The sequence below is a fragment of the Marinobacter sp. NFXS9 genome (genome assembly GCF_040148665.1).
GTDB classification, from domain to species: Bacteria; Pseudomonadota; Gammaproteobacteria; order Pseudomonadales; family Oleiphilaceae; genus Marinobacter_A; species Marinobacter_A mangrovi.
This window is the reverse complement of sequence record NZ_JAGDDW010000006.1, coordinates 53,629-75,967: the sequence shown is the minus strand read 5'-3', so window position 1 is coordinate 75,967 and position 22,339 is coordinate 53,629. Positions and strand designations below refer to the sequence as shown.

The 22,339-nt window shown below is 63.9% G+C and carries 22 protein-coding genes; 1 reads left to right on the top strand and 21 read right to left on the bottom strand.

What is annotated here, in order from left to right; genetic code table 11:
- Positions 1-7: 7 nt before the first annotated feature.
- The 6 genes from J3364_RS11065 to atpD are packed head-to-tail and all read right to left on the bottom strand — an operon-like array spanning position 8 to position 3,392.
- Positions 8-286 carry a F0F1 ATP synthase subunit C gene (locus J3364_RS11065; protein ID WP_349558407.1) on the bottom strand — a complete coding sequence of 93 codons (279 nt, stop codon included), beginning with the start codon at positions 284-286 and terminating at the stop codon, positions 8-10.
- Positions 283-975 (bottom strand): F0F1 ATP synthase subunit A, encoded by a 693-nt coding sequence (locus tag J3364_RS11060; RefSeq protein WP_349558406.1) that lies wholly within the window; start codon positions 973-975, stop codon positions 283-285. Before J3364_RS11060 ends, J3364_RS11065 begins: the two co-directional genes overlap by 4 nt.
- Positions 966-1,271: an N-ATPase subunit AtpR gene (locus J3364_RS11055; protein ID WP_349558405.1), complete on the bottom strand. Its 306-nt coding sequence runs from the start codon at positions 1,269-1,271 to the stop codon at positions 966-968. Before J3364_RS11055 ends, J3364_RS11060 begins: the two co-directional genes overlap by 10 nt.
- A gap of 2 nt (positions 1,272-1,273) precedes the next feature.
- Complete coding sequence (locus J3364_RS11050) at positions 1,274-1,576, bottom strand: AtpZ/AtpI family protein (protein ID WP_349558404.1); 303 nt, start codon at positions 1,574-1,576, stop codon at positions 1,274-1,276.
- The gene (locus tag J3364_RS11045) at positions 1,573-1,983 is read right to left on the bottom strand and encodes an ATPase (protein WP_349558403.1); all 411 of its coding nucleotides are present in this window, start codon (positions 1,981-1,983) and stop codon (positions 1,573-1,575) included. The genes J3364_RS11050 and J3364_RS11045 overlap by 4 nt, the downstream gene beginning before the upstream one ends.
- A complete protein-coding gene (atpD, locus tag J3364_RS11040; RefSeq protein ID WP_502882502.1) occupies positions 1,980-3,392 on the bottom strand; it encodes a F0F1 ATP synthase subunit beta in 1,413 nt (470 codons plus the stop codon). Before atpD ends, J3364_RS11045 begins: the two co-directional genes overlap by 4 nt.
- Positions 3,393-3,668: 276 nt before the next feature.
- On the opposite strand from atpD, the gene J3364_RS11035 reads away from it, so the two are divergent.
- Positions 3,669-4,877 carry an HD-GYP domain-containing protein gene (locus tag J3364_RS11035; RefSeq protein WP_349558402.1) on the top strand — a complete coding sequence of 403 codons (1,209 nt, stop codon included), beginning with the start codon at positions 3,669-3,671 and terminating at the stop codon, positions 4,875-4,877.
- On the opposite strand, the gene J3364_RS11030 is transcribed toward J3364_RS11035, so the two are convergent.
- The 15 genes from J3364_RS11030 to acnA form a co-directional block, all read right to left on the bottom strand.
- A complete protein-coding gene (locus J3364_RS11030; protein WP_349558401.1) occupies positions 4,878-5,234 on the bottom strand; it encodes a DUF7352 domain-containing protein in 357 nt (118 codons plus the stop codon).
- A 64-nt stretch (positions 5,235-5,298) separates the two neighbouring features.
- Positions 5,299-6,231: a LysR family transcriptional regulator gene (locus J3364_RS11025; RefSeq protein WP_349558400.1), complete on the bottom strand. Its 933-nt coding sequence runs from the start codon at positions 6,229-6,231 to the stop codon at positions 5,299-5,301.
- 62 nt (positions 6,232-6,293) lie between these two features.
- On the bottom strand, positions 6,294-7,475 hold the full coding sequence (choV, locus tag J3364_RS11020) for a choline ABC transporter ATP-binding protein (RefSeq protein ID WP_349558399.1): 1,182 nt from the start codon (positions 7,473-7,475) through the stop codon (positions 6,294-6,296).
- Complete coding sequence (gene choW / locus J3364_RS11015) at positions 7,472-8,320, bottom strand: choline ABC transporter permease subunit (protein WP_123634642.1); 849 nt, start codon at positions 8,318-8,320, stop codon at positions 7,472-7,474. The genes choV and choW overlap by 4 nt, the downstream gene beginning before the upstream one ends.
- Before the next feature lie 73 nt (positions 8,321-8,393).
- Complete coding sequence (locus J3364_RS11010) at positions 8,394-9,323, bottom strand: choline ABC transporter substrate-binding protein (RefSeq protein ID WP_349558398.1); 930 nt, start codon at positions 9,321-9,323, stop codon at positions 8,394-8,396.
- A 123-nt stretch (positions 9,324-9,446) separates the two neighbouring features.
- Positions 9,447-11,114 carry a choline dehydrogenase gene (betA, locus tag J3364_RS11005; protein WP_349558397.1) on the bottom strand — a complete coding sequence of 556 codons (1,668 nt, stop codon included), beginning with the start codon at positions 11,112-11,114 and terminating at the stop codon, positions 9,447-9,449.
- A 165-nt stretch (positions 11,115-11,279) separates the two neighbouring features.
- Positions 11,280-12,743, bottom strand: a complete 1,464-nt coding sequence (gene betB / locus J3364_RS11000; RefSeq protein ID WP_349558396.1) for a betaine-aldehyde dehydrogenase — start codon at positions 12,741-12,743, stop codon at positions 11,280-11,282.
- On the bottom strand, positions 12,740-13,339 hold the full coding sequence (gene betI, locus J3364_RS10995; RefSeq protein ID WP_349558395.1) for a transcriptional regulator BetI: 600 nt from the start codon (positions 13,337-13,339) through the stop codon (positions 12,740-12,742). The genes betB and betI overlap by 4 nt, the downstream gene beginning before the upstream one ends.
- Before the next feature lie 265 nt (positions 13,340-13,604).
- The gene (locus J3364_RS10990) at positions 13,605-14,513 is read right to left on the bottom strand and encodes a LysO family transporter (protein WP_349558394.1); all 909 of its coding nucleotides are present in this window, start codon (positions 14,511-14,513) and stop codon (positions 13,605-13,607) included.
- Between the two features lie 142 nt (positions 14,514-14,655).
- On the bottom strand, positions 14,656-14,970 hold the full coding sequence (locus tag J3364_RS10985; protein ID WP_349558393.1) for a DUF2288 family protein: 315 nt from the start codon (positions 14,968-14,970) through the stop codon (positions 14,656-14,658).
- A 24-nt stretch (positions 14,971-14,994) separates the two neighbouring features.
- The gene (locus tag J3364_RS10980; protein ID WP_203142251.1) at positions 14,995-15,552 is read right to left on the bottom strand and encodes a hypothetical protein; all 558 of its coding nucleotides are present in this window, start codon (positions 15,550-15,552) and stop codon (positions 14,995-14,997) included.
- A 259-nt stretch (positions 15,553-15,811) separates the two neighbouring features.
- The gene (locus J3364_RS10975; protein WP_349558392.1) at positions 15,812-16,201 is read right to left on the bottom strand and encodes a response regulator; all 390 of its coding nucleotides are present in this window, start codon (positions 16,199-16,201) and stop codon (positions 15,812-15,814) included.
- Positions 16,202-16,262: 61 nt separating this feature from the next.
- Positions 16,263-17,426, bottom strand: coding sequence for a response regulator (locus J3364_RS10970; protein WP_349558391.1), 1,164 nt, complete (start codon positions 17,424-17,426; stop codon positions 16,263-16,265).
- Entirely contained in the window at positions 17,408-19,090 is a 1,683-nt protein-coding gene (locus J3364_RS10965; RefSeq protein WP_349558390.1) for a diguanylate cyclase domain-containing protein, read from the bottom strand. Before J3364_RS10965 ends, J3364_RS10970 begins: the two co-directional genes overlap by 19 nt.
- Before the next feature lie 264 nt (positions 19,091-19,354).
- Positions 19,355-22,123, bottom strand: a complete 2,769-nt coding sequence (acnA, locus tag J3364_RS10960; protein WP_349558389.1) for an aconitate hydratase AcnA — start codon at positions 22,121-22,123, stop codon at positions 19,355-19,357.
- Between the last annotated feature and the right edge of the window lie 216 nt (positions 22,124-22,339).

The window sequence follows — 22,339 nt, the reverse complement described above, 5'->3', positions numbered from 1 at the left end:
CGTTGTCCTAGTGGCCGCTGGCGGTCTGCACCGCATCCCAGAACGGGTTGGCGAAGATCAGGATCATCGCCACCACAAAGCAGTAGATGGCGGTGGACTCGATCATCGCGAGGCTGACGAACAGGGTCCGCGACAGGGTCGGTGCTGCATCGGGCTGCTGGGCCATGGCGGCGATCGCCGCGGCGGCTGCGCGGCCTTCTCCCAGTGCCGGCCCCAATGCCCCGAAGGAGACGGTCAGGCCGGCAGTAAAGATGGAAATGATGGCGATCAATGCGAAGTCGCTCATGGCGTGTCCTCAGCGTTGGAAGGCGGGTCAGCCGCCGTTGCGGATGAGATATAGACGGTGGCAAGGATGGCGAAGATGTAGGCCTGGATCAGGCCGGTGAGCAGCCCCAGCATGTCCATCACCACCGGAAAGAAGAACGGCGCCACACCCAGCAGGATGGCGGCAATCACCGCGCCGCTCATGATGTTGCCGTAAAGGCGGATCGCCAGGGAGATGCCGCGCGAAAACTCGCTGATGACGTTGAACGGCAGCATCACCACCGAGGGCTCGATAAAATGGCGCAGGTAGCTGCCCAGGCCGCCACTGGCGATGCCGAACAGGGGCACGGCACAGAGCACGGAGATTGCCAGCGCCACCGTGGTGGACAGCGACGAGGTGGGTGGTGAGAAACCCGGTACGACCAGCAGCAGGTTGGACAGGGCAATGAACAGGAACAGGGTGCCGGCGAAATACATCACGTGGCGCGCCGAGGTCTGGGTGATTTCCCCGATCTGGCTCTGGATCATCTGCACGATGGTTTCCAGCAGGGTGCGCCAGCGATTGGGTGGGACGTCCGGGCGCAGGTTGTGGGTGATCAGCATCGAGCTCCCCACCAGTACGGCCATCACAATCCAGGTGTTAACGACGGTGGCGTTGAGGCTGAAGTCGCCCAGTCTGAGGACGATGTCCTGATCCGGCGTCAGCTGCATGAGGCATCCTCCCGAACCATCGCCGATGGCGGTCGGACCCAGCGCACCGCAACCAGCCGCACGACGAGAAACGCCAGACCGAAACCGGCCAGCGACGCGCCATCGTGGAAGCCGTCGGTCACCGCAAAGCATACCGCCAGCAGCAACGCCATCCGCAACGCGGCGCTCACCAGCAGCAGGCTCCCCGGTCGTCGCGACCTGAAGACCGCCCGAACACTCCACGCCAGGCCGGCAAAGTACAGCCCGCTGGCGGCCACGCCGACCGCCACCCCCACGCTGAGCGATGTCCAATCCATCGTCATTGATCCTCCCCTCCCCGGTCCGGCCCTTCCCGGCTCACCCAGGCCCAGGCGATAACACTGCCCAGGACCACCCCGCCCAGAATCAGCGCCATGGGCCAGGAAAAATCCTGCGGGGCCACGCGATCCAGCCAGAGACCCAGAAACGCGCCACCCACCGTGGGCACGGCAATGGACCAACCCACCATGCCGAACGTGCCCAGCCCCCGCAGTGGGCTATTCCCGGGACGATCCCGCGCCCGCTTTTTCCGGTCGGCATGCCGACTGATGGCCTCCACGGACCGGTCCGGCTTACGGCTCATGACCTCGGTTTCCGCAGTTCGGCAAACCGCCGTACGATATTGGCCTCCAGCCGCGACAGGGCCGCCCGGGCCACGCGTTCATCCTCATCGACGGCGCCGAAGGTGTCGGCCACGGTGTGGCGCAGGGAGGCCAGATCCCGGCCCTCAACCCCGCGTCGGATGGCGATGTTCACCGCGTGTCCCTGCTTGACCAGCAATCCCTCGTCAATACCGAAAAAACGCTCCTGCCCGTCCGGCTCGGTCAGGACCAGTACCGACGGCACCAACGCCGTCACGAAATCCACGTGATTGGGCAGCAGGCCAAACGCGCCATTACCGGCCTCGGCCACCAGCGCGCGCGCCGGCCCCTGAAACAGCGTGCGGGTGGGCAGCCCCAGGGTCACCTGCATCTCACTGGCCATGGTCATGATGCGTTTCCCCGCTCGTTCAGGGCCCCGATCATGTAGTAGTCGCTTTCACTGTCTTCGAAGTGCGTCTGCTGCAACAGGGTTTCACACCCGTCCAGCGTGTCGGCGACGGCCACCCGCTTGCCGCCGCTGCCGGTAAAAGCCCGGGTGGTGAAAAAAGGCTGGGTCAGGAACCGCTCAAGGCGCCGGGCCCGGGCCACCGTGGTCCGGTCCGCCGCGGACAATTCCTCCATACCCAGCATGGCGATGATGTCCCGCAGATCCTCATACTCGGCCAGCGTGCGGCGCACCGCCCGGGCGATGTCGTAATGACGCTGCCCGACCACCGCGGGCGTCAGCATGACCGAGGCGGAGGCCAGCGGATCCACCGCGGGATAGAGACCTTCGCTGGCCCGCTTGCGCGAGAGCACCACCGACGCGGACAGGTGGGAGAAGATGTGGGCCGCCGCCGGATCGGTAAAATCGTCCGCCGGTACGTACACTGCCTGAATGGAGGTGATCGCGCCCCGGCGTGTCGACGTGATGCGCTCCTGCAGACCGGCCAGTTCCGTCGCCAGGGTGGGTTGATAGCCCACGCTGGAGGGCATGCGGCCCAGCAGCCCCGACACTTCCGAACCGGCCTGGACGAACCGGAATATATTGTCGATCAGCAGCAACACATCCTGCTGCCGGTCATCCCGGAAGTATTCGGCCATGGTCAACGCCGTCTTGCCTACCAGGAATCGCACACCGGGCGATTCGTTCATCTGGCCGAACAGCATCACGGTCTTGTCCCGCACGCCGGCTTCGCCCATCTCGCGGTAGAGTTCCTCCGCCTCCCGGGAGCGCTCGCCGATCCCGCAGAACAGGCTGACGCCCTGGTGGTAGCGCACGGTGTTGTTGATCAGCTCGGTGATCAGTACCGTTTTCCCCACACCTGCACCGCCAAACAGGCCGGTCTTACCGCCCCGCTCGATCGGCGACAGCAGGTCGATCGCCTTGATGCCCGTTTCCAGAATGTCGCTGTGGACCACGCGCTCTTCCAGGACGGGCGGCTCCCGGTGGATCGGCCGCCGCGCGTCGGCCCGGGGCGCCGGCTGGCCGTCGATGGGATCACCGAACACGTTGAGCATGCGACCCAGCACCGCCTCACCCACCGGCACGGTGATCGGATCGCCGGTGGCCCTGACCGCCATGCCCAGACCCAGGCCGCGAACCGGCGCCAGCGCCATGCAACGCACCGCGCCATCGTCCAGCAACGAGGCCACTTCCAGCGCAACAGATCCGGCGTAGACCAGCTCGTGGATCCGCGGTACCGGTGGCGGGAAACGGACATCCACAACTCCGCCGCGAATACCTACGATGCGTCCGTTGCCGGTCGCCGGGGGCTTCGTGGGGGCTGACTGGGTATCCGACTGTGGTTCAGGCACTTTTCCGTCCCTCGACCTGTCGCCGTTTGAAAGACGGTCATCGGTACAGGTGAGCACAGGCGTGGTTATCCACCACGGCCCTGGCTGTTTCGGTCAGCATAATCCTCGGCCCCCCCGCGATCATTGATGCAAGTCATTCATATCGCGGATCGTTTGCGGAGCGACACCCCGGCATTTTTCGAACGTTTACATTGTCGGCGACCGAATTTCGTACAAACGGGTATAACAACTAGACTGCTCTGTAGCAGGCTTTCAAGGCGAGCGCCCCCAACAACCATGATCAAACGTATCCCGATTTCTGCCCTTCGGGTCGGTATGTACATCACCGACCTGAACAACGACTGGATTCCCCACAACAACAACCGGCGCCGCGGCGTGATCCGGCGGGACGAGACGATCGAGAAGATCAGCCGGTTGGGTGTTCACCACGTCTACATCGATACCGACAAGGGCCTGGACTCTCCCGATGCCGTGCCGGCCGCCGCCGTTGACCAGCGCAACGAAACCCTGCTCCAGCAGGCCGGTGGCCTCAAGCCACTGATGAAACCCCGCGCGGCCCTGGACGAGGAAATCGTCATCGCCAAACGCATCCACACCGAAACCCAGAGCCTGGTCGGTAACGTGATGCAGAACGTAAAGCTGGGCAAAGCGATTGATCTGGCGCCGGTGCACGAACTGGCGGAAAACCTGCAGGGCTCGGTGTTCCGCAACGCCAATGCCATGGCCTGCCTGGGCCGCATCCGCGAGAAGGACAACTACCTGCTGGAGCACTCGGTCAACCTGAGTGTGCTGATGTCGATCTTCGGCAAGGCGATGAAGCACCCCCGTGATGTGCTCCACCAGACGGTGGTCGGTGCCCTGCTGCATGATATCGGCAAGATCCTCACCCCGGACGCCATCCTGCACAAACCCGGAAGGCTCAATCCGGACGAGTTCGAAGTGATGAAGCAGCATGCGGTGCATTCCCACGACATCCTGGCGGGCACCGAAGGGATTGGCGAACTCACCCTGCTCACCGCGGCACAACATCACGAACGCATGGACGGCAGCGGCTATCCCGCCGGGCTCAAGGGAAGCGAAATCTCCCTGTACGGCCGCATGGTGGCCATCGCCGACGTGTACGATGCCATCACATCGAACCGGGTCTATCACAAGGGCATGACGCCCACCCAGGGCCTCAAGAAATTGATGGAATGGAGCGGCGACCACCTGGATCCGGAACTGGTACGCCAATTCATTCGCTGTATCGGCATCTACCCGGTGGGCTCCATGGTGCTGCTGGAGAGTGGCCGGCTGGGCGTGGTCGTCGAAGCCAACGAGGACGACCAGCGCCTGCCGGTGGTGCGCCTCATGTACCACACCCGTTTCCGGATGCCGATCCCGGTGGCCACCCTCGATCTCGCGGCCCCGGGCAACCAGGACCGCATCGTGCGGGCGGTGGATCCGGCCACCTACAAGATCGACATCCGGCCGTTTATGGCCTGATCAGCTGGCCAGAACCCGGTCCACGGCCCGGGGCGTCCAGGCCGAGCGCCAGTCCGCCGGGTTGGCACTGTCGCCTTCATGCATCGGCAACTCATAGACGTGATAGGCTTCCGGGCCGAAGGGGTCCAGCGCGGTATCGACGTAGCGGTAGCTGTCCGGTACCGGCTGACCCGAGGCCACTACGCGCATCCAGCGTTCGCATTGGGCCGCCTCTGCCGACAGGGGCTCTTCCACCCACAGGAACACCTGCTTCTGCGGCACGACGTATTCACAGCGGACCATGCGATAGCCCTTGTTCAGCGTCAGCAGCTTGGACTCGCCCGACATCTCCAGTGCGTACTTGTGGATCACTTTCATGAGAATGCCTCCGGTTCATGTCACGGTTCGATCATGCCCGGCGCTAAGCTCGTCAAAAACAGATTTAATGAGCGGTTTGGTTCGCTTTTTTCGAGGCATCGAACGGCCTGCCCAGCCGCTGGTGGCAAATGGCGGCCACGGCAGCGTGCAGCGGGCGGCCGGATCGTGAGATGGCGAAAAAACGGTCGGTCACGGTCTCCACCGTACCCAGGCAAACCACTTCATATTGCCGGCAGACCTCGTCGGCCACCAGCATGGGCGCCGCGAAAACGCCCTCGCCCTGGCGGCCGAACACCTTGATCAGCGCGCTGTCATCGATTTCGGCCCGCACCCGGGGGCGAATCCCGCGTTCGGTGAACCAGCGCGTCAATGCTTTCCAGTAGGGGGCTTGCTGATGGATGGCGAGGAAAGGCTGACCGTCGAGGCTGCCCGGGAAACCGGGCGCCAGCCGGTCAGCCAGGGCCGGCGCGGCAAACAAACCAATGCCGGACTCCCCCAGCTCATGCAGGAACCAGGGCGACTGCACGTCGATCGACGGCACGCGGTCGGTGATGAGAACGTCCAGATGGTGCCGGGACAGGTCACGCAGGAGATCCTCGGTGTCCCCGGTCCGACAGGACAATCGAACCTCACGCGCCAGGCCCAGCGCCGGTTCAATCAGGTGGAAGGCAATCAGTTTGTGGATCGAGGCAGACACCCCCACGGAAAGCGGCAGCGGGCGATCGGTCAGTTCCCCCTGTACTTCCTGGCACAGCTGGTCGGCAATGGAGAACATCTCTTCGGCGTGGGCAAACACGGTGCGGCCCAGTTCGGTGAGCTGCAGGCGCCGATGTGCCCGCTCGAAGAGAGCGCCGCCCAGTGCGGTCTCGAAGGACGCCAGCTGCCCACTCAGGGTCTGTGGGGCCAGGTCCAGGTGGTCGCTGGCCTGGGCAATCGAGCCTTCACGGGCGATCACCCAGAAATAGTAAAGATGACGGAAATTGAGCGTGTTGAGCATCGACGCCTCCGGTGAGCCGACCCAGTTCAAGCCTAGGCCGAATCCACCGGAGGCTCCAGCCCCTAACTGTCGTCCAGGTGCTTGCCGAGCATGGCGTGGTACAGCTCACGATCGCCGATGGCACCGACGATCGCGCCGCCGTCTTCCACCAGCAGGCTGTGGCCGGTGAAATAGCGGATCTCCACCGCGTCACGCAGCGGCGTGGACGGGGCGATGCAAGTGGGCTTCTGCTCCAGGCTGTTGATGGCCTGGCCTTCCTGCCAGCTCTGGGTCTGGTAGGTCTGCCCCTGGGTGGTCACCACGGCTTCCATCGATCGTTCCGGCGTATGCAGCCAGGTGTCGTAGCGCTTGTTCAGGCAGCGGTTGCCGTCGGCATCGGCCGGTACGTCGTCGATTGGCAGCATCAGCGAGCGCGCCGCCAGCACATTGAGCGGGTTGGTGCTGGCCACGAAGCTCTTCACGTAGTCCGTTTCCGGATGCAGCACGATGGATTCCGGCTTGCCGTGCTGGACGATCTGGCCGTCCTTCATGATGGCAATGTGGGACCCCAGCTTGAGCGCTTCGTCCAGGTCGTGGCTGACGAAGACGATGGTCTTCTGCAGTTCCGCCTGCAGGCTCAGCAGCTCGTCCTGCAACTGGTTGCGGATCAGCGGATCCAGCGCCGAGAACGGCTCGTCCATCAGCAGGATTTCCGATTCGGTAGCCAGGGCGCGGGCCAGACCCACCCGCTGGCGCATCCCACCGGACAGCTCGTTCGGACGGCGCTTGGCCCAGTCCTGCAGACCCACCAGCTCCAGCTGGCGCTTCACTTTCTCGCGCCGCTCCGACTTGCTCAGCCCCTGCAGGTCGAGACCAAAGCCCACGTTTTCCTCGACGGTCAGCCAGGGCATCAGCGCGAAGCTCTGGAACACCATCGACACCCGGCGGGTGCGGATGTCCCGCTGCACGGATTCGCTGGCGTGGGTGAAATCCACCGACTCGCCGTCGTGGTCGATGCGGATGCTGCCGCTGGTGACGGTGTTGAGCCCATTGATGCAGCGCAGCAGGCTCGACTTGCCGGAACCGGACAGGCCCATCAACACGCAGATCTCGCCCTTCTTGATGGACAGGTTGGCGCCCTGGACGCCAACCACCAGGTCGGTCTTTTGACGGATGGCTTCGCGGTCCATCCCCTGTTCGATCATCGGCAGGGCGCGTTGGGGTTGCTTGCCGAAGACCACATTGACGTTTTCGAGTTCAATCATGCGGCACTCTCCCCGGGATTTTTCTGACGGAAGAAACGGTCCATCCAGATCGCCAGCAGGACGATCGCCAGACCGGCCTCAAAGCCCTTGCCGATGTCCACGGTATTCAGGGCGCGGACCACCGGCACACCGAGGCCGTCGGCGCCAACCAGGGCGGCGATGACCACCATCGACAGGGACAGCATGATGCACTGGGTGATGCCGGCGCCGATGGAGCTCATGGCAGCGGGCAGTTCCACCCGGAACAGCAGCTGGCGGTTGGTGCAGCCGAACGCCTTGCCGGCTTCCACCAGCTCGGTCGGCACTTGGGAAATGCCCAGGTAGGTCAGGCGCACCGGGGCGGCGATCGCGAAGATCACCGTGGAAATCACGCCCGGCACCACGCCCAGCCCGAACAGGGTCAGGGTCGGGATCAGGTAGACGAACGGGGGGATCGTCTGCATCAGGTCCAGGATCGGCTGCAGGCCTTTGTACAGCCATTGGTGATGCGCTGCGTAGATGCCCAGCGGTATCCCGATGACCACACACAGGATGGTGGCGTACAGCACCAGCGACAGGGTCGCCATGGTGTCTTCCCAGTATCCCAGGTTCCAGATCAGCAGGAAGCTGATCAGGGTAAAGGCGGTCAGGCCCCAGCGGCGATGGCGCAGGTGAGCGGCCACGGTGAACAGGGCCACCATCACACCCGGCGGCACCCACAGGAGGCCGTCGGTCAGGCCATGGATCAGGCCGCCCAGGTTTTCAGAAACGGCGTCAAAGAAGCCGCTGCCGTTGTCGATCAGGAAATTGACAACCTCTTCCATGAAGTCGCCGAATGGCAATTGATGCTCGGTTATCCAGCTCATGGTGTCGTGTCTTTTCAGATTCAAAGGCGTTCCTGCCGCCGGCCCTCATGGCCAGCGGCAGGAGGCGAAAGGCTTACTTCAGGCTGGCCTTGACCGCCGGCAGCGCAGGCTGGCCGTCGATGGTGGTCACGCCGTCCAGCCACTTGTCGAGGACAGACGGGTTGTTGGACAGCCACTGGTGCGCGGCATCACGCGGCTCCATGCCATCGTCCAGGATCAGGCCCATCACCTCGTTTTCCATGGTCAGGGAGAACTCGAGGTTGTTCAGCAGGGTGCCGACGTTCGGGCAGTCCTGGGTGTAGTTCTTGCGCACATTGGTGTGCACGGTGGCACCGCCGTAGTTCGGACCGAAGTAGTCGTCACCGCCGTCCAGGTATTTCAGGTCGTAGTTGGCGTTCATGGGATGCGGTTCCCACGCCAGGAAGACGATCCAGTTGTCGCGACGCACGGCGCGGCCCACCTGGGACAGCATGCCGGCTTCACTGGATTCGACCACCCGGAAACCCTTCAGGCCGAAGGCATCCTTGTCGATCATGTCCTGGATCAGGCGGTTGCCGTCGTTGCCCGGCTCGATGCCGTAGATGCGGTTGTCGAACTTATCCGCGTGCTTGGCGATGTCGGCAAAGCTGTGAACGCCGGCGTCGTAGACGTACTGGGGTACGGCCAGGGTGTACTTGGCGCCGGTCAGGTTGGTGCGCAGGGATTCCACGTCACCGCTGTCCAGGTACGGGCGGATGTCCGCTTCCATGGTGGGCATCCAGTTGCCCAGGAACACGTCGATGTCCTTGTTCTTCAGCGACCGGTAAGTGACCGGCACCGACAGGACGTTGGCCTTGGCCTTGTAGCCCATGCCTTCCAGCACTTCGGAGGTGAGAGCGGTGGTGGCGGTGATGTCGGTCCAGCCCACATCGGCAAACCGCACGGTCTTGCATTCCTGATTGGGCGCGGCGATCGCGGCGCCGCTCAGCATGAGACTGCCAAGAGCCAGCAAAAACTTCTTCATCGTTATCTCCTTTCTCCAGCTTGAGGCCGCACCGGAGTCTCCCGGCGTGCCTCTTGGTTTTGAAAGTGCTTCTGTTTTCGAAACATCGTCGTTGTCGTTATCGCGCCACTTCGGGCGCTCTGCTTATCGCTGCTTGTTCTGCCAGTCCGGGTGCTCCCAGACATCAACGGGCATCGGGGTCAGCGGATCCCGGCCGCGGATGTGATCCGCGCATTTTTCCGCCAGCATGATGGTGGGAGCATTCAGGTTGCCGCTCACCACGCTGGGCATGATGGACGCGTCCACCACGCGCAGGTTCTGCACGCCGTAGACCCGGGCCTGCTCATCGACCACCGCCATTGGGTCATCGGCGCTGCCCATCTTGCAGGTGCAGGACGGGTGGTAGGCGCTGTCCGAGTACTGACGTACAAAGGCGTCGATGTCGGCATCGGAGGTCATGTCGGCGCCCGGGCGCAGTTCCTTGCCGCGGAAGCGATCGAACGCCTTCTGCTGGAAGATCTCCCGGGTCAGCTTGACGCTTTCGCGCATCTCCCAGCGGTCCCGCTCGGTGCTGAGCAGGTTGGGCTGGATGATCGGGTGATCGCCCGGCTTGTCGGATTTCAGGGTCAGGTAGCCGCGGCTGGTGGGTCGCATGGGGCCGACGTGTACCTGGAAGCCGTGGCATTCGGCGTCCTTGCGGCCGTGGTCCAGCACCTGTGATGGCAGGAAGTGGAACTGGATGTCCGGATGCCGCACGCCGGCCTCACTGCGGATGAACCCGCCCGCTTCGAGGTGCGCCGTGCGGCAGGCCCCCCAGTCGTGGTTGAGGAACCACTTCACGCCGGCAATCGTCTTGCCCGGCTGGGTGGTGTACTTGTAGAGCGTAACCGGCTCCTTGCACTCGTGTTGGACATAGAGTTCCAGGTGGTCCTGCAGGTTCTGGCCGACACCCGGACGATCCACCTTCACGTCGATGCCCTGCTTTTCCAGGTCCGCCGCCGGGCCAATCCCGGAGAGCATCAGCAGCTGCGGCGAGTTGATGGCGCCGCCGCTAACGATCACTTCCTTGCGCGCGGCGACGCGGACGGTCTTGCCTTCCTGCACGTATTCCACGCCCACGGCGGTGTCGCCGTCGAACAGGATGCGATGGGTCATGGCGCCGGTTTCGGCGGTCAGGTTGGGCCGCTCCAGTACCGGACGCAGGTACGCCTGGGCCGCGCTCCAACGCTTGCCCTGCTTGATGGTCATGTCCATCAGGCCGACCCCTTCCTGCTGGTAGCCGTTCATATCATCGGTGAACGGGTAGCCGGCCTGCTGACCTGCTTCGATGAACGCATCGAACAGCGGGTTGGGCTCGTCGCCGGTATGCACGTTGAGCGGACCGTTACCGCCCCGGTAGTCGTCGGCGCCCTTTTCGCGGGTTTCCGCCTTACGGAAGTAAGGGAGCACGTCCTGGTAGCGCCAGCCAGCAGCGCCTTCGTCGTGCCAGCGGTCGTAGTCGTAGGCGTGGCCGCGGATGTAGACCATGGCGTTGAGGGCGGAACCACCGCCCCAGACCTTACCGCGTGGCCAGTACAGGCGGCGGTTGTCCATGTGCTCCTGGGGCTCGGTGTGGTAGTACCAGTTGTACTTGTCGTCCATGAGGTTGTACATGAGGGCCGCCGGCATGTGGATCTTCCAGGTGTTGTCCTTCTTGCCCGCTTCCAGCACGAGCACCTGGTCCTGGCCGTCCTCGGTCAGGCGGTTTGCCAATACGCAACCGGCTGAACCGGTGCCCACCACCACGTAGTCAAACTCACGATCAAAATTCAAAACAGACTCCCCTGCGTGTTGCAGTCGATAACCGTGTCAGTGGCGACGGGAACAGTTGACCGGGACCGTCCGGGGCCTGGATGGCCCCGGTCGAGCTTACAGGGACGTATTCACAGCGTGTCCCGGCCAACTGTTCCCGTCGGCACGTCTTATTGATGGCTGACGTCAGAACGGCGCTTCGAGCGGCGCCATGCCGACGTAAACGGACTTGGTCTGGGTGTAATGTTCGATCGCCTCGCGACCGTTTTCCCGGCCCAGGCCGGACAGCTTGTAACCGCCCACCGGCATTTCCGCCGGCGACGCGCCGTAGCTGTTGATCCAGCAGATGCCCGCCTGCAGGCGGTGAATCACCCGATGCGCCTTGAGCAGGTCGCGGGTCATCACGCCGGCCGCCAGGCCATAATCGGTCTCGTTGGCGCGGCGAACGGCCTCGTCCTCGTCATCGAACGGCAGCACCGACATCACCGGCCCAAAGATTTCCTCTCGCACGATGGTCATGTCGTCGCGGCAGTCGGCAAACACCGTCGGCGCCACGAAGTAGCCGTTCTCGACGCCGGCCGGACAGAGTTCCGTGCCGCCGACGACCAGTCGAGCGCCTTCCTGCTTGCCGCTCTCGATGAAGCCCATCACCTTGTCCCGGTGATCGGCACTGATCAGTGCGCCCAGGTTGGTGCGCGGGTCCATGGGGTCGCCGGCGACGATGTTGTCCTCGGTGCGACGGGCCACCGCTTCCAGGAAGTCCTCGTAGACGCCGCGCTGTACAAAGACCCGGGTGACGTTGGTACAGATTTCGCCCTGGGTGTAGAAGTTACCCAGCATGGCGGCGGACACCGCCTGCTCCAGATCGGCGTCGTCGAACACCACCAGCGGGGATTTGCCACCCAGTTCCATGGTGACGGACTTGAGGGACTTCGAAGCATCACCCATGACGGTCCGGCCGGTGGCCGCTTCACCGGTAAAGGAGACCTTGGCGATGGCGGGATCGGCGGTCAGCATCTGGCCGACCCGGTAATCCCCTTGCACCACGTTGAACACGCCCGCCGGTACGCCCGCCTCGATGTAGATTTCGGCCAGCTTGATCGCGCCCAGCGGCGTTTCCTCGGACGGTTTGAAGATCATGCTGTTGCCGCAGGCCAGCGCCGGGGCGGATTTCCAGCAGGCGATCTGCAGCGGGTAGTTCCAGGCACCGATGCCGGCGCACACGCCCAGCGGCTCGCGCCGGGTGTAGAAGAAATCGGGGCCGATCGGCTGGCTGATGCCTTCGATGCTGGAGGCCTGGCCGGCGAAATACTCCACCGCGTCTGCGCCGGTGACCACGTCCACCACGCTGGCTTCCTGCCAGGGTTTGCCGGTGTCCAGCACCTCGACACGGGCCAGCTCGTCGTTGCGCTCACGCAGCAGGGCCGCGGCGCGGTTGAGAATCCGGCCGCGCTCCAGGCCGGTCAGCGCCGACCATTCCCGGAAACCGCGCTCGGCGCTTTCCACGGCGGCCTGCATGACCGACTCGTCGGCCTGCTCGACCCGGTAAATCACCTCACCGGTGGCCGGGTTCACCACATCGAAGGTGTCACCGGATTGGTTGGCCAGGAACCGGCCATCCACAAAAGACGAATAAACGGGAAGGGTCATGCGGAATCTCCATTGTTCGCGTCGATGGCCTGATCGATGTAGGTCTTGCACAGGGCCACGGCCTGGTCCGGCTCGATGCGGCCCTCACTCATGGCGGCACGCAGCCAGAAACCGTCGATCAGGGCGGCGATGGTCTGGGCCGTGCCCAATACCCGCTCGGCAGGCATCAGGTCACGGAGATAGAATTGCAGGTTGGACAGCAGGCGGCGTTCGTTGACGCGCTGCAGGCGCATCAGCGCGGGGCTGTGCATGGCTTGGGTCCAGAACGCCAGCCAGGTCTTGGCGGACTGGGGATCGGTCTGCACGCTGGAAAAGTTGGCGTCGACGATGGCCATCAGGCGCTCGCGCGGGGTATCCGGACGTTCCTGCATCAGCCGCTGCACATCTCCGCCCAACGTTGCCAGCAGGTGACGCATGGCCGCTTCGAGCAGCCCCTGCTTGCCGCCGAAGTAATGACTCACAATCCCCACGGACATGCCGGATGCCTTGGCGATCTTGCCGATCGTCGCACCCTGGAAACCGTGCTCCTCGATGACCTTCAGCGTGGCGTCAATCAACTGCTGACGCCGGATCGATTCCACATCCAGCCTTGCCATACCCACCTCATGAAACGGCTTTGAACATCCATTCAATTCATTGAACACTCATTCAATGAGGGTAGCTTAGTCATTCGAGCACTAAATATCAAACCGGTTTCCCTGACCCGAATTTGAGTGCGATGCAGAATCAATCAGCCGATACCGGCCGAAATTCAGCGACAACAAGGCCTTGCCGCCGATAGCAGCGACCGCCCATTCGATTAGAACTCAATTGATTTGCGGCGCGCCCGGAGCGATCGGAGCGCGCCAGCAGAGCCGGCTGTCAGCCGGCGAGGAAGAGGCCCATCAGGACGGGCGACAGGAAGGACAGGATGAAACCCGAGGCGATTGCGACCGGCACGGTTTCCAGGCCACCGCTGCGGCGGATGATCGGCAGGGTGAAGTCCATGGCGGTGGCGCCGCCATAGCCGATGGCCATGGCTGGCCGCCGGGCGATGATCAACGGAATCAGCACCAGGGCGATGATTTCCCGCAGGACATCGTTGAGAAACGCCACGCCGCCCCAGGCCGGCCCCAACGCATCCCCCACCACGATGCCCGACAGGGAGTACCAGCCAAAGCCGGACGTCAGCGCCAACACGTGCATCAGGGGCAGATCATAGAACGGCGCGATCGCCAGGCCCGCCAGCAGCGAGGTCAGCGCCAGGGTGACGGCGATCCCCAGGCCCTGCCGGTTCATCAGCAGGCGCCGCAGGGACAGACCCGCATTACGCAGTTGCAGGCCGATCAGCAGCAGCAGGAGCATCAGCGCCCCGCTGGCCACGTCCTCGATCCAGTTCACCGCGGGCAACAGCCAGTGGCCCAGCCCCATGCCGGCAATCACCGCCAGCAGCGGTTTTGCCGCACCGAGGAACAGGCGCCGGTAACCCACGTTGCCCTGACTCTCCTCGGCCGCTGCCAGCGTCATCGGCTGCCAGCGATGCCACAGCCAGAGGCCGGCAACGTTGGCGATCAGAAGGCCGAATACCAGGACCAGCACCTGACCAGTCATCCGGTTCAGTTGCTCAGCCAATCCCTCAAGCTGGCCCAGGCTGATGCCGAGCAGACCCAGAATGAGATACACCAACGCTTCCAGCGAATGGTTGATCGTTGACAGCACACGGCGATTCTCGACGTGAAAAGCAAAGCCGACAAAGAGCGGCACCAGGATCAGCAGCGCGCTGGCAAGCATAGGGCGTTCCTTGGAAATGGACGTTCAGGCGTGGCCGGAAAGGAGGCGGGAGTGTAGCAAAAGCCGATCAGAAGGTCAGGTTTCGACCGCCGGGCGAGGCGCTGCAGAACGATCGGAATCGCATCGTCCTGCAGCGCGGCCGTCAATTACGGGTAGTGCGATCCTGGATCAGCACCCAGGGGGCAACCACCACAGCCCAGACCGACGCTTCGGCGTCGTACCAGGACTGGGCACGGTCGGCCGGTACGTCGCCGATCGTGCCGTCCGCCATCCACTGCTGGAAGCGGGCCTTATCGTCAGCGGCCAGGGCTTCGGCCACAGCCAGCAGGTCCAGCGACTCGGCCACAAACACCACCTGCCCGCGGGCAAAATAGGTCTGCAGGTCACGCCAGGGAATCTGGGCGGTTTCCAGGTTCAGCTTGTCGCGCAGGTTCTCGGCGGGCTGTTCAGTGGCCATCAGGTCTCCGTTCGGTGATGCGTGTCAGTTGGTCGGCTGCTGTTGCTGCATATTTTGCTGCTTGCGCGCTTGGGCCTGCATGAAGTCCATGATTTTCTGCTTGTTCCGTTCGAGCACCTCGCGGTCGTTGTCCGACACCTTGTCGGCGATGTTACCGAACTGCTGCTTCATTTTCTGACGCGCCTGCTCCGGCACATTGGGGTTGTTCATCATGGCTTCCTGGGTCTGGGCGAGGAAACCCATCATCACCCGGGCCTGCACTTCCAGCAGCTCTTCCACGGAATCAAAGCCGTTCTTTTCCGCCACGCGGCGCACGTCGGAATCCGCGTCGACCTTCTCCAGCGCTTCCGTCATGCTCTCGGCCATGGCTTCCGGATCGAAATCCTCGGCCCGGGGATCCAGCCGCGGCGGACGCTCGTCTTCCGGCAGCGATGCCAGACGCTGACTCACCTGCTCCATCACCGGCTGCAGCTCGTCCATGGCCCCCAACAGGTTGTCGAGTCGCTCGTCGGTCAGCGGGGCATCCGCCTGCACGGACAGTGTGACCAGGGCCAGCATGACACCGGCCAGCCAACGTCCCATGATTTGCCTCATTCTGCTCTCCTTTTCGCTGTGGCCGGCCGGGATCTCGTTTCCGCTCCGGCACGCAATGATTAGTGTTCGGGCACGTTCCCGCCTCCGGACGGACGTTCCCTGAATCAGGATGCGGTCCACCCTGTTACGCACGCCGGGCAGTCGGGGATTTGTGAACCTGGACCCGAAATCCGGAATCATCCAGACACTGTCCAAAAATTCCCAGAGTCAGCGTGGCATGATTTCCCGGGGCGAACAAGCGCCCGCGTTACCCGATCGGCTGCTCGCGCCAGATCGCCCGGACCGATTCCGCCAGCGTCATGGGGTCAAAGGGCTTGGCGATGGTGGCTGCCGCGCCCAGTGCCCGGTAGGCCGCCTGTTCGTCGGGGTCTGCCCGAGCGGTCATGAACACCACCGGCACCGCCGCGACCGCCGGAATCCGGCGTAGCGCGGACAGGGTTTCCGGGCCGTCCATGCCGGGCATCAGCACATCCAGCAGGATCAGCTGGGGAGCGTTCACCGGTGCCACCTGCAGCGCTTCCTCGCCGGACGCGCAGACGGTCACTTCAAGACCACCAATGGCGCCGAGGGCGAGCTCGGCGACCGCCCGGATGTCCGGCTCGTCCTCCACACACAGCACGCGTTTAAGGTCCGTCATTGTCGATCATTCCAGCGGTTGTCGTGAGCGCGGCGCATCCTCCGCCATCGGGCCGTCGGGGTCAATGGTCAGCGCCTTCCGACGCGGGCGACTCGCTGCCCAACCGGCGCATCAAGGTTCGGTATTCCGGAGCCTCCCGGGCCCCGTCGGCAAACAGGGCCGCGGCCCGCATGATCAGCCGGCTCTGGTGGGTGGCGCCGTGGGGCAGGCTGTGGATGGCGCCCACCAGATCCCGCAGTTGAAGTGGCAGGCGCCACTGGACTTTCAGTCGATTGCCCAGCGGCTGGGCCCAGTCCCGGATCAGATCGTCGATGTCGGCGTCGGACAGCTCGCCGCCGGCGCCCAGGTATTGCTGCAGGACGCTGAGTACCGCCAGTTCACCGATCCGTCCCATCAGCCCCGCGGTATAGCACAGTACCGGGCTTTGACCCAGCTGACGGGCCATACGGCTGGCCTCCAGCGCGACCCGGTCGCTCAGGTCGGCGTAGGTTTTTGCCTTGTCCTGCAAGCGGGGATCGCTCAGGTCGTGAGCATGATCCAGTGCCATGCCCAGGGCAATGTTCAGCGCCATGTCCACACCGAGGGTGTTGATGGCATCCCGCAGGGAGTCGACGGACTCGCCGCTGCGGCGATAGGAGCTGCCGTTGGCGACATCAAGAAGGCGCATTACCAGGGAGGTCTCGTCCCGCCAGCGCTCCGCCAGCTGGCCCGGTGAGATCAGGTCGTCACGATGCATCAACTCCAGCACGCTGGCCGGGTCCAGACTGGTGGGCAGCAGGATCTGCCCTTCCATGGCGTCGGCGAACAGGGGTTCCGGCCCGCCGATGGCATAGCTCGCAGGTTCACCCTCCACCAGCAGGCTCTTCAGGCGATCGTGCACCACCGTGACGTCGAACGGCTTGGTGATGAAGCCATTGATGTGGTGCTTGGCCGCTGTCAGGACGGACTGACGGTCGGAACGACCGCTGATCATGACAATGGGCACCTCGGAATCCTGACGTCGGACATGGCGCACAAAATCCAGCCCGGAACCGTCCGGCAGGTTCCAGTCGCACAGGATGAGATCAACCTTGCCCGGCTGCCACTCGGCGACGGCATCCTGATAGCTGCCCAGGAGGCGGGCACGGCCGTGGGGATACAGGCTGAGGACGATGGTTTCCCGCAGTTCGGCCACTAAAAGATCGTCTTCCAGAATCAGGATGGCCATCAGTCGTTGGCCGTCCAAACGCGCACGTCCTGCTGGGCGTTCGGTTGTCGGTCGGCGAGTACCTGGTCGGCGGCGGCCAGTGCGGCGTCGGCACTGGCGAATGCCCCCAGCTCCACCAGACCGACACTGAGCGTGGCGCGGAATGACCGGACACCGGACTGGAATTCCTGCGCCGAGAACTGCTCGCAAATGGCCTCGAAAACCCCGCGGGCCTGCTCGTCGGTACAGTCCGGCAGCAGCACCACGAATTCCTCGCCGCCGTAACGCCCGATCAGGTCAGAACTGCGCAGACGCTGGCGCAGCACATCCGCCAGGCTGCGGATCACGATATCGCCGGAGGTGTGGCCGTAATCCCGGTTCAACTGGCGGAAATCGTCCAGGTCGAGGATGGCCACCACGGAACGACGGCCGTGACGGCGAACCTGCGCATGCTCGCGCGCCACCGCCTGGCGGATGCGCGAGGCGACCAGGGTACCGGACAGGCGGTCCCGGGAAATCTGGCGGGCCATCTGCCGGGCGCGATAACAGCGGGAGCGGACGGCAGTGATCAGGGATCGGTCGGTCAGCGGGCCGGTCAGGACGTCTTCGGTATCCAGGGCATCCTGGTCGACGTCACCGGGGCCGGCCGTCAGGAACACCACCGGCAGATCCTGCCACTCCGGCTGCAGGCGCACCATCCGGGCCAGCACGGGTCCACTGCAAGGACCAACCCGGGTTTCCAGCAACAGGATGTCCGGGCGGAACGCGGGCAACTGGGCCAGGATATCGGCGGGCTCGACCACCACCCGGACTTCCATGCCAGCCGACGCCAGCACCGCCTGGGCGTGCATCACCCGGGCACGGTCGTCGTCCACCAGCATCACGCGGCTGCGCCGGGCCGACTGAAACTCGCCGACGGCCGCCTCGATCCGCTCCACCAGCGCCGGCACGTCGATCGGCCGCAGGAACAGACCGCCCGCGCCGCTTTCCGCCACCCGGTAACGCAGCTCGAACGTATCCTGCCCGGCCAGATAGATCACCGGCAGGATGTGGGGGCGACGGGTCAGCTCCAGATCCTGCAGTTGCGTTTGCAGCGCCGCGTCCGCCACGACAACGACGGGGCCGTCGTCCGCCAGGCTGGCGCGGATCGCCTGGATTTCCACCGGGTCCTGCACCCACTGCACGTGATAGCCGTGCTCCTGCAGGCGCGACGCCAGCGGCGAGGCCTGCGCCACGTCCGGGTCGGCCAGGATCACACGGGTTGGACTGACCTGGGGAATGTCCGTGGCGACCGGCTCGTCGTCATCGTCCGGCAGGTAGGGCTCGCGCGGGTCGTCCGCGGCCAGCGGCGCGGTGTCGTCCAGGAAATCGGACAGACTGTGGATCCGGGCCAGGAAGGCATCATCCAGTATCTGCTGCAACTGGTCCGGCAGGCCGGGTGTGGCGATGTCGGCCTCGACCAGCGGCTGCAGCCGGGTTTCCAGGTCACGCGCCTCTTTTCCCAAGGCATCCAGGCCAAAGGTACCGGAGCCACCGGCAATGCGGTGCAGGATCTGATGGGCCTCGCGCGCGCGCTGGATACCGGCGGCATCGGCCTGGCGGGGGGCCAGCAGGCGCTGCAGCTCTTCCAGTTCACCTTTGACTCGCGCGGCAAATCGGGTCTTCAGAACCTGAAGCCTGCCTTGTACATCAGGAGCACTCAAAATATCGCCATCCAAGCAGTTGGAGAGCCCTGAACGATCCGGGCTCCAGCCCGCCGCGCAGAGGCTCGTCGCAGAACCCCGAAGCCCGCCATGTCCGCTGCGGGCCTCTTTCAATCTCACTATAGACGGCGATCCTACAGAAACAAACTGTCGAAAGGACCGATATTTACGGGACTTTAATCCGAATCCACCGGATTTCGCCCATAAAAAACCCGCCCTGGCGTTCACCAGGACGGGTCTTGCTCAGCGACAGGATGCCTGTTATCAGGCTGCCTTGATCATCTCCCGCAGCACATAGTGCAGGATACCGCCGTTCACGAAGTAACCGGCTTCGTTGACGGTGTCGATCCGGGAGATGAGCTCGACGGACTGCTCCTGGCCGTCCGGGTAGGTCACCGTCATGGTGACTTTCTGCCCCGGAGTGACCTTGTCGCCCGCCATCCCGGTCAGGCTGATCGTCTCCTCACCGGTGAGCTTGAGCGACTTGCGGTCGGTGCCTTCCGGGAACTGCAGGGGCATGACGCCCATGCCGATCAGGTTGGACCGGTGGATCCGCTCGAAAGACTCGGCCACGACGGCTTTCACACCCAGCAGGCGGGTGCCCTTGGCCGCCCAGTCGCGGCTGGAGCCGGTGCCGTATTCCTTGCCCGCAATCACCACCAGGGGCGTGTCGTCCTCGACGTACTTCATGGCGGCATCGTAGATGGCCATTTGTTCACCGGACGGGATGTGGCGGGTAAAGCCGCCTTCCACGCCATCGAGCATCTCGTTCTTGATGCGCACGTTGGCAAAGGTGCCGCGCATCATGACCTCGTGGTTGCCCCGGCGCGAACCGTAGGAGTTGAAGTTTTTCGGCTCCACCCCGTGCTCCTGCAGGTAGCGACCGGCGGGGCTGTCCGCCTTGATCGAACCGGCCGGGGAGATGTGGTCAGTGGTCACGGAGTCGCCCAGCAGCGCCAGGATGCTGGCGTCCTTGACGTCCTCTACCGGGTCCGGCTCGCGGCCCATGCCTTCGAAGAACGGCGGATGCTGGATGTAGGTGGACTTGTCGGACCACTCGTACACCTTGCTCTCCGGCACCTTGATGGACTGCCAGGTGGCGTCGCCGTCGAACACCTCGGCGTATTCCTTGCGGAACATGTCGGTCTTGACCTTCTCCACCGCCTGGGCGATTTCGTCCTGGGACGGCCAGATGTCCTTCATGTAGACCGGGTTGCCGTCCTTGTCGGTGCCCAGCGGGTCCTTGGTCAGGTCCACGCGGACGTTACCGGCCAGGGCGTAGGCCACCACCAGCGGGGGCGACGCCAGCCAGTTGGTTTTCACCAGCGGATGCACCCGGCCCTCGAAGTTGCGGTTGCCGGACAGCACCGAGGCCACGGTCAGATCGCCTTTCTCGATGGCTTTCTCGATCGGATCCGGCAGCGGACCGGAGTTACCGATGCAGGTGGTGCAGCCGTAGCCCACCAGATTGAAACCGAGCTGGTCCAGGTCTTCCTGGAAACCGCCGGCCTTGAGGTAGTCGGTCACCACCTTGGAGCCCGGCGCCAGTGACGTCTTCACCCAGGGTTTGGTGGTCAGGCCTTTCTCCAGCGCCTTCCGCGCCAGCAGGCCGGCGGCCATCATAACGCTCGGGTTGGAAGTGTTGGTGCAGGAGGTAATCGCCGCAATCACCACCGCGCCGGGATCGAGCCGGAACTTCTGGCCGTTGTGCTCGGTGTGCTGGCTGGCGGCGTGCTCGTAGCTCTCCTCGACGCCAACCGCCGACTGACCGCCTTCGGACTGCAGTTTGCCGTCCTCGGTGCCGCCGTTATTGGTGGTGTCGCTGGTGTTCATCAGCAATTCGAAGGTGGACTTCATGTTGGTCAGCGCCACCCGGTCCTGCGGGCGCTTGGGCCCGGCCAGACTGGCTTCCACGTCGCCCATGTCCAGTTCCAGGGTATCGCTGTAGACCGGCTCGTGGCCTGGCTCGCGCCACAGGCCCTGGGCCTTGGCGTAGGCTTCCACCAGCTCGATCTGCTCTTCTTCACGGCCGGTCAGGCGCATGTAGTTCAGGGTCTGTTCGTCCACCGGGAAGAACCCGCAGGTGGCGCCGTATTCCGGCGACATGTTGGCAATGGTCGCGCGGTCGGCCACCGGCATGTCTTTCAGGCCGTCGCCGTAAAATTCCACGAACTTGCCCACCACACCGCGCTTACGCAGCATCTGGGTGACCGTCAGCACCAGGTCGGTGGCGGTGATGCCTTCACGCAGCTTGCCGGTGATCTTGAAGCCCACGACTTCCGGAATCAGCATGGAGACGGGCTGACCCAGCATCGCCGCTTCCGCTTCGATACCGCCGACACCCCAGCCCAGGATGCCCAGGCCGTTGATCATGGTGGTGTGGGAATCGGTGCCTACCAGCGTATCCGGATAGGCGTAGGTCTTGCCGTCCTGCTCTTGGGTCCAGACGGTCTTGCCCAGGTACTCGAGGTTCACCTGGTGACAGATGCCGGTGCCCGGCGGCACCACGCGGAAATTGTCGAAGGCCTGCTGGCCCCAGCGCAGGAACTCGTAGCGTTCCTGGTTGCGCTCCATTTCGATGGCCACGTTGTCCTTGAAAGCGGAGGCGTCGCCGAAATGATCCACCATGACCGAGTGGTCGATGACCAGGTCCACGGCGGACAGCGGTTTGATCCGGGCCGGATCTTCGCCGGCAGCCTTCATGGCGTCGCGCATGGCGGCCAAATCCACCACACCGGGCACGCCGGTGAAGTCCTGCATCAGCACCCGCGCCGGGCGGTACTGGATCTCGGTGTCGGAATGTCGCTTGTCCAGCCATTGATGCATGGCCTTGAGGTGGTCTTCGGTGACGGTATCGCCATCCTCGTTGCGCAGCAGGTTTTCCAACAGCACTTTCAGTGAGAACGGCAAGCGGGATACGTCGCCGAGACTGTCGCCCGCCTTGGGCAGACTGTAGTAGTGGTAGGTCTTGCCGCCCACGTCCAGGCTGGCAAGGGTATTCAGACTGTCGTGACTGATACCTTCTTTCGACATGTAACGCCTCCTTTCCTTATCGCATTCGAAGTGTCAAAGGGCGTGGCAGGGAGCTTCTGACCATTCCCGGCCTCCAGAACCTGTCAGAAGCTCCCGCGATCTCTCTCATCAGATGGCTTATTAGCCTGCGCCAGATAAACCCGATTGACCAGTTACTCCTTACTATTGCATTGATTTGGGCGACTTCAACCGCGTTTCCATGAATGTTCAGCATAA

Coding starts and splice junctions, on each gene's coding strand:
- J3364_RS11060 (WP_349558406.1), bottom strand. CDS start 975: ATGCAGCTGACGCCGGATCAGGACATCGTCCTCAGACTGGGCGACTTC.
- J3364_RS10975 (WP_349558392.1), bottom strand. CDS start 16,201: ATGACGGACCTTAAACGCGTGCTGTGTGTGGAGGACGAGCCGGACATC.
- J3364_RS11065 (WP_349558407.1), bottom strand. CDS start 286: ATGAGCGACTTCGCATTGATCGCCATCATTTCCATCTTTACTGCCGGC.
- J3364_RS11025 (WP_349558400.1), bottom strand. CDS start 6,231: ATGCTCAACACGCTCAATTTCCGTCATCTTTACTATTTCTGGGTGATC.
- J3364_RS11035 (WP_349558402.1), top strand. CDS start 3,669: ATGATCAAACGTATCCCGATTTCTGCCCTTCGGGTCGGTATGTACATC.
- J3364_RS10990 (WP_349558394.1), bottom strand. CDS start 14,513: ATGCTTGCCAGCGCGCTGCTGATCCTGGTGCCGCTCTTTGTCGGCTTT.
- J3364_RS11055 (WP_349558405.1), bottom strand. CDS start 1,271: ATGGATTGGACATCGCTCAGCGTGGGGGTGGCGGTCGGCGTGGCCGCC.
- betI (WP_349558395.1), bottom strand. CDS start 13,339: ATGGCAAGGCTGGATGTGGAATCGATCCGGCGTCAGCAGTTGATTGAC.
- acnA (WP_349558389.1), bottom strand. CDS start 22,123: ATGTCGAAAGAAGGTATCAGTCACGACAGTCTGAATACCCTTGCCAGC.
- betB (WP_349558396.1), bottom strand. CDS start 12,743: ATGACCCTTCCCGTTTATTCGTCTTTTGTGGATGGCCGGTTCCTGGCC.
- choV (WP_349558399.1), bottom strand. CDS start 7,475: ATGATTGAACTCGAAAACGTCAATGTGGTCTTCGGCAAGCAACCCCAA.
- J3364_RS10980 (WP_203142251.1), bottom strand. CDS start 15,552: ATGGGACGTTGGCTGGCCGGTGTCATGCTGGCCCTGGTCACACTGTCC.
- J3364_RS10985 (WP_349558393.1), bottom strand. CDS start 14,970: ATGGCCACTGAACAGCCCGCCGAGAACCTGCGCGACAAGCTGAACCTG.
- J3364_RS11010 (WP_349558398.1), bottom strand. CDS start 9,323: ATGAAGAAGTTTTTGCTGGCTCTTGGCAGTCTCATGCTGAGCGGCGCC.
- J3364_RS11045 (WP_349558403.1), bottom strand. CDS start 1,983: ATGACCATGGCCAGTGAGATGCAGGTGACCCTGGGGCTGCCCACCCGC.
- J3364_RS11030 (WP_349558401.1), bottom strand. CDS start 5,234: ATGAAAGTGATCCACAAGTACGCACTGGAGATGTCGGGCGAGTCCAAG.
- J3364_RS11050 (WP_349558404.1), bottom strand. CDS start 1,576: ATGAGCCGTAAGCCGGACCGGTCCGTGGAGGCCATCAGTCGGCATGCC.
- choW (WP_123634642.1), bottom strand. CDS start 8,320: ATGAGCTGGATAACCGAGCATCAATTGCCATTCGGCGACTTCATGGAA.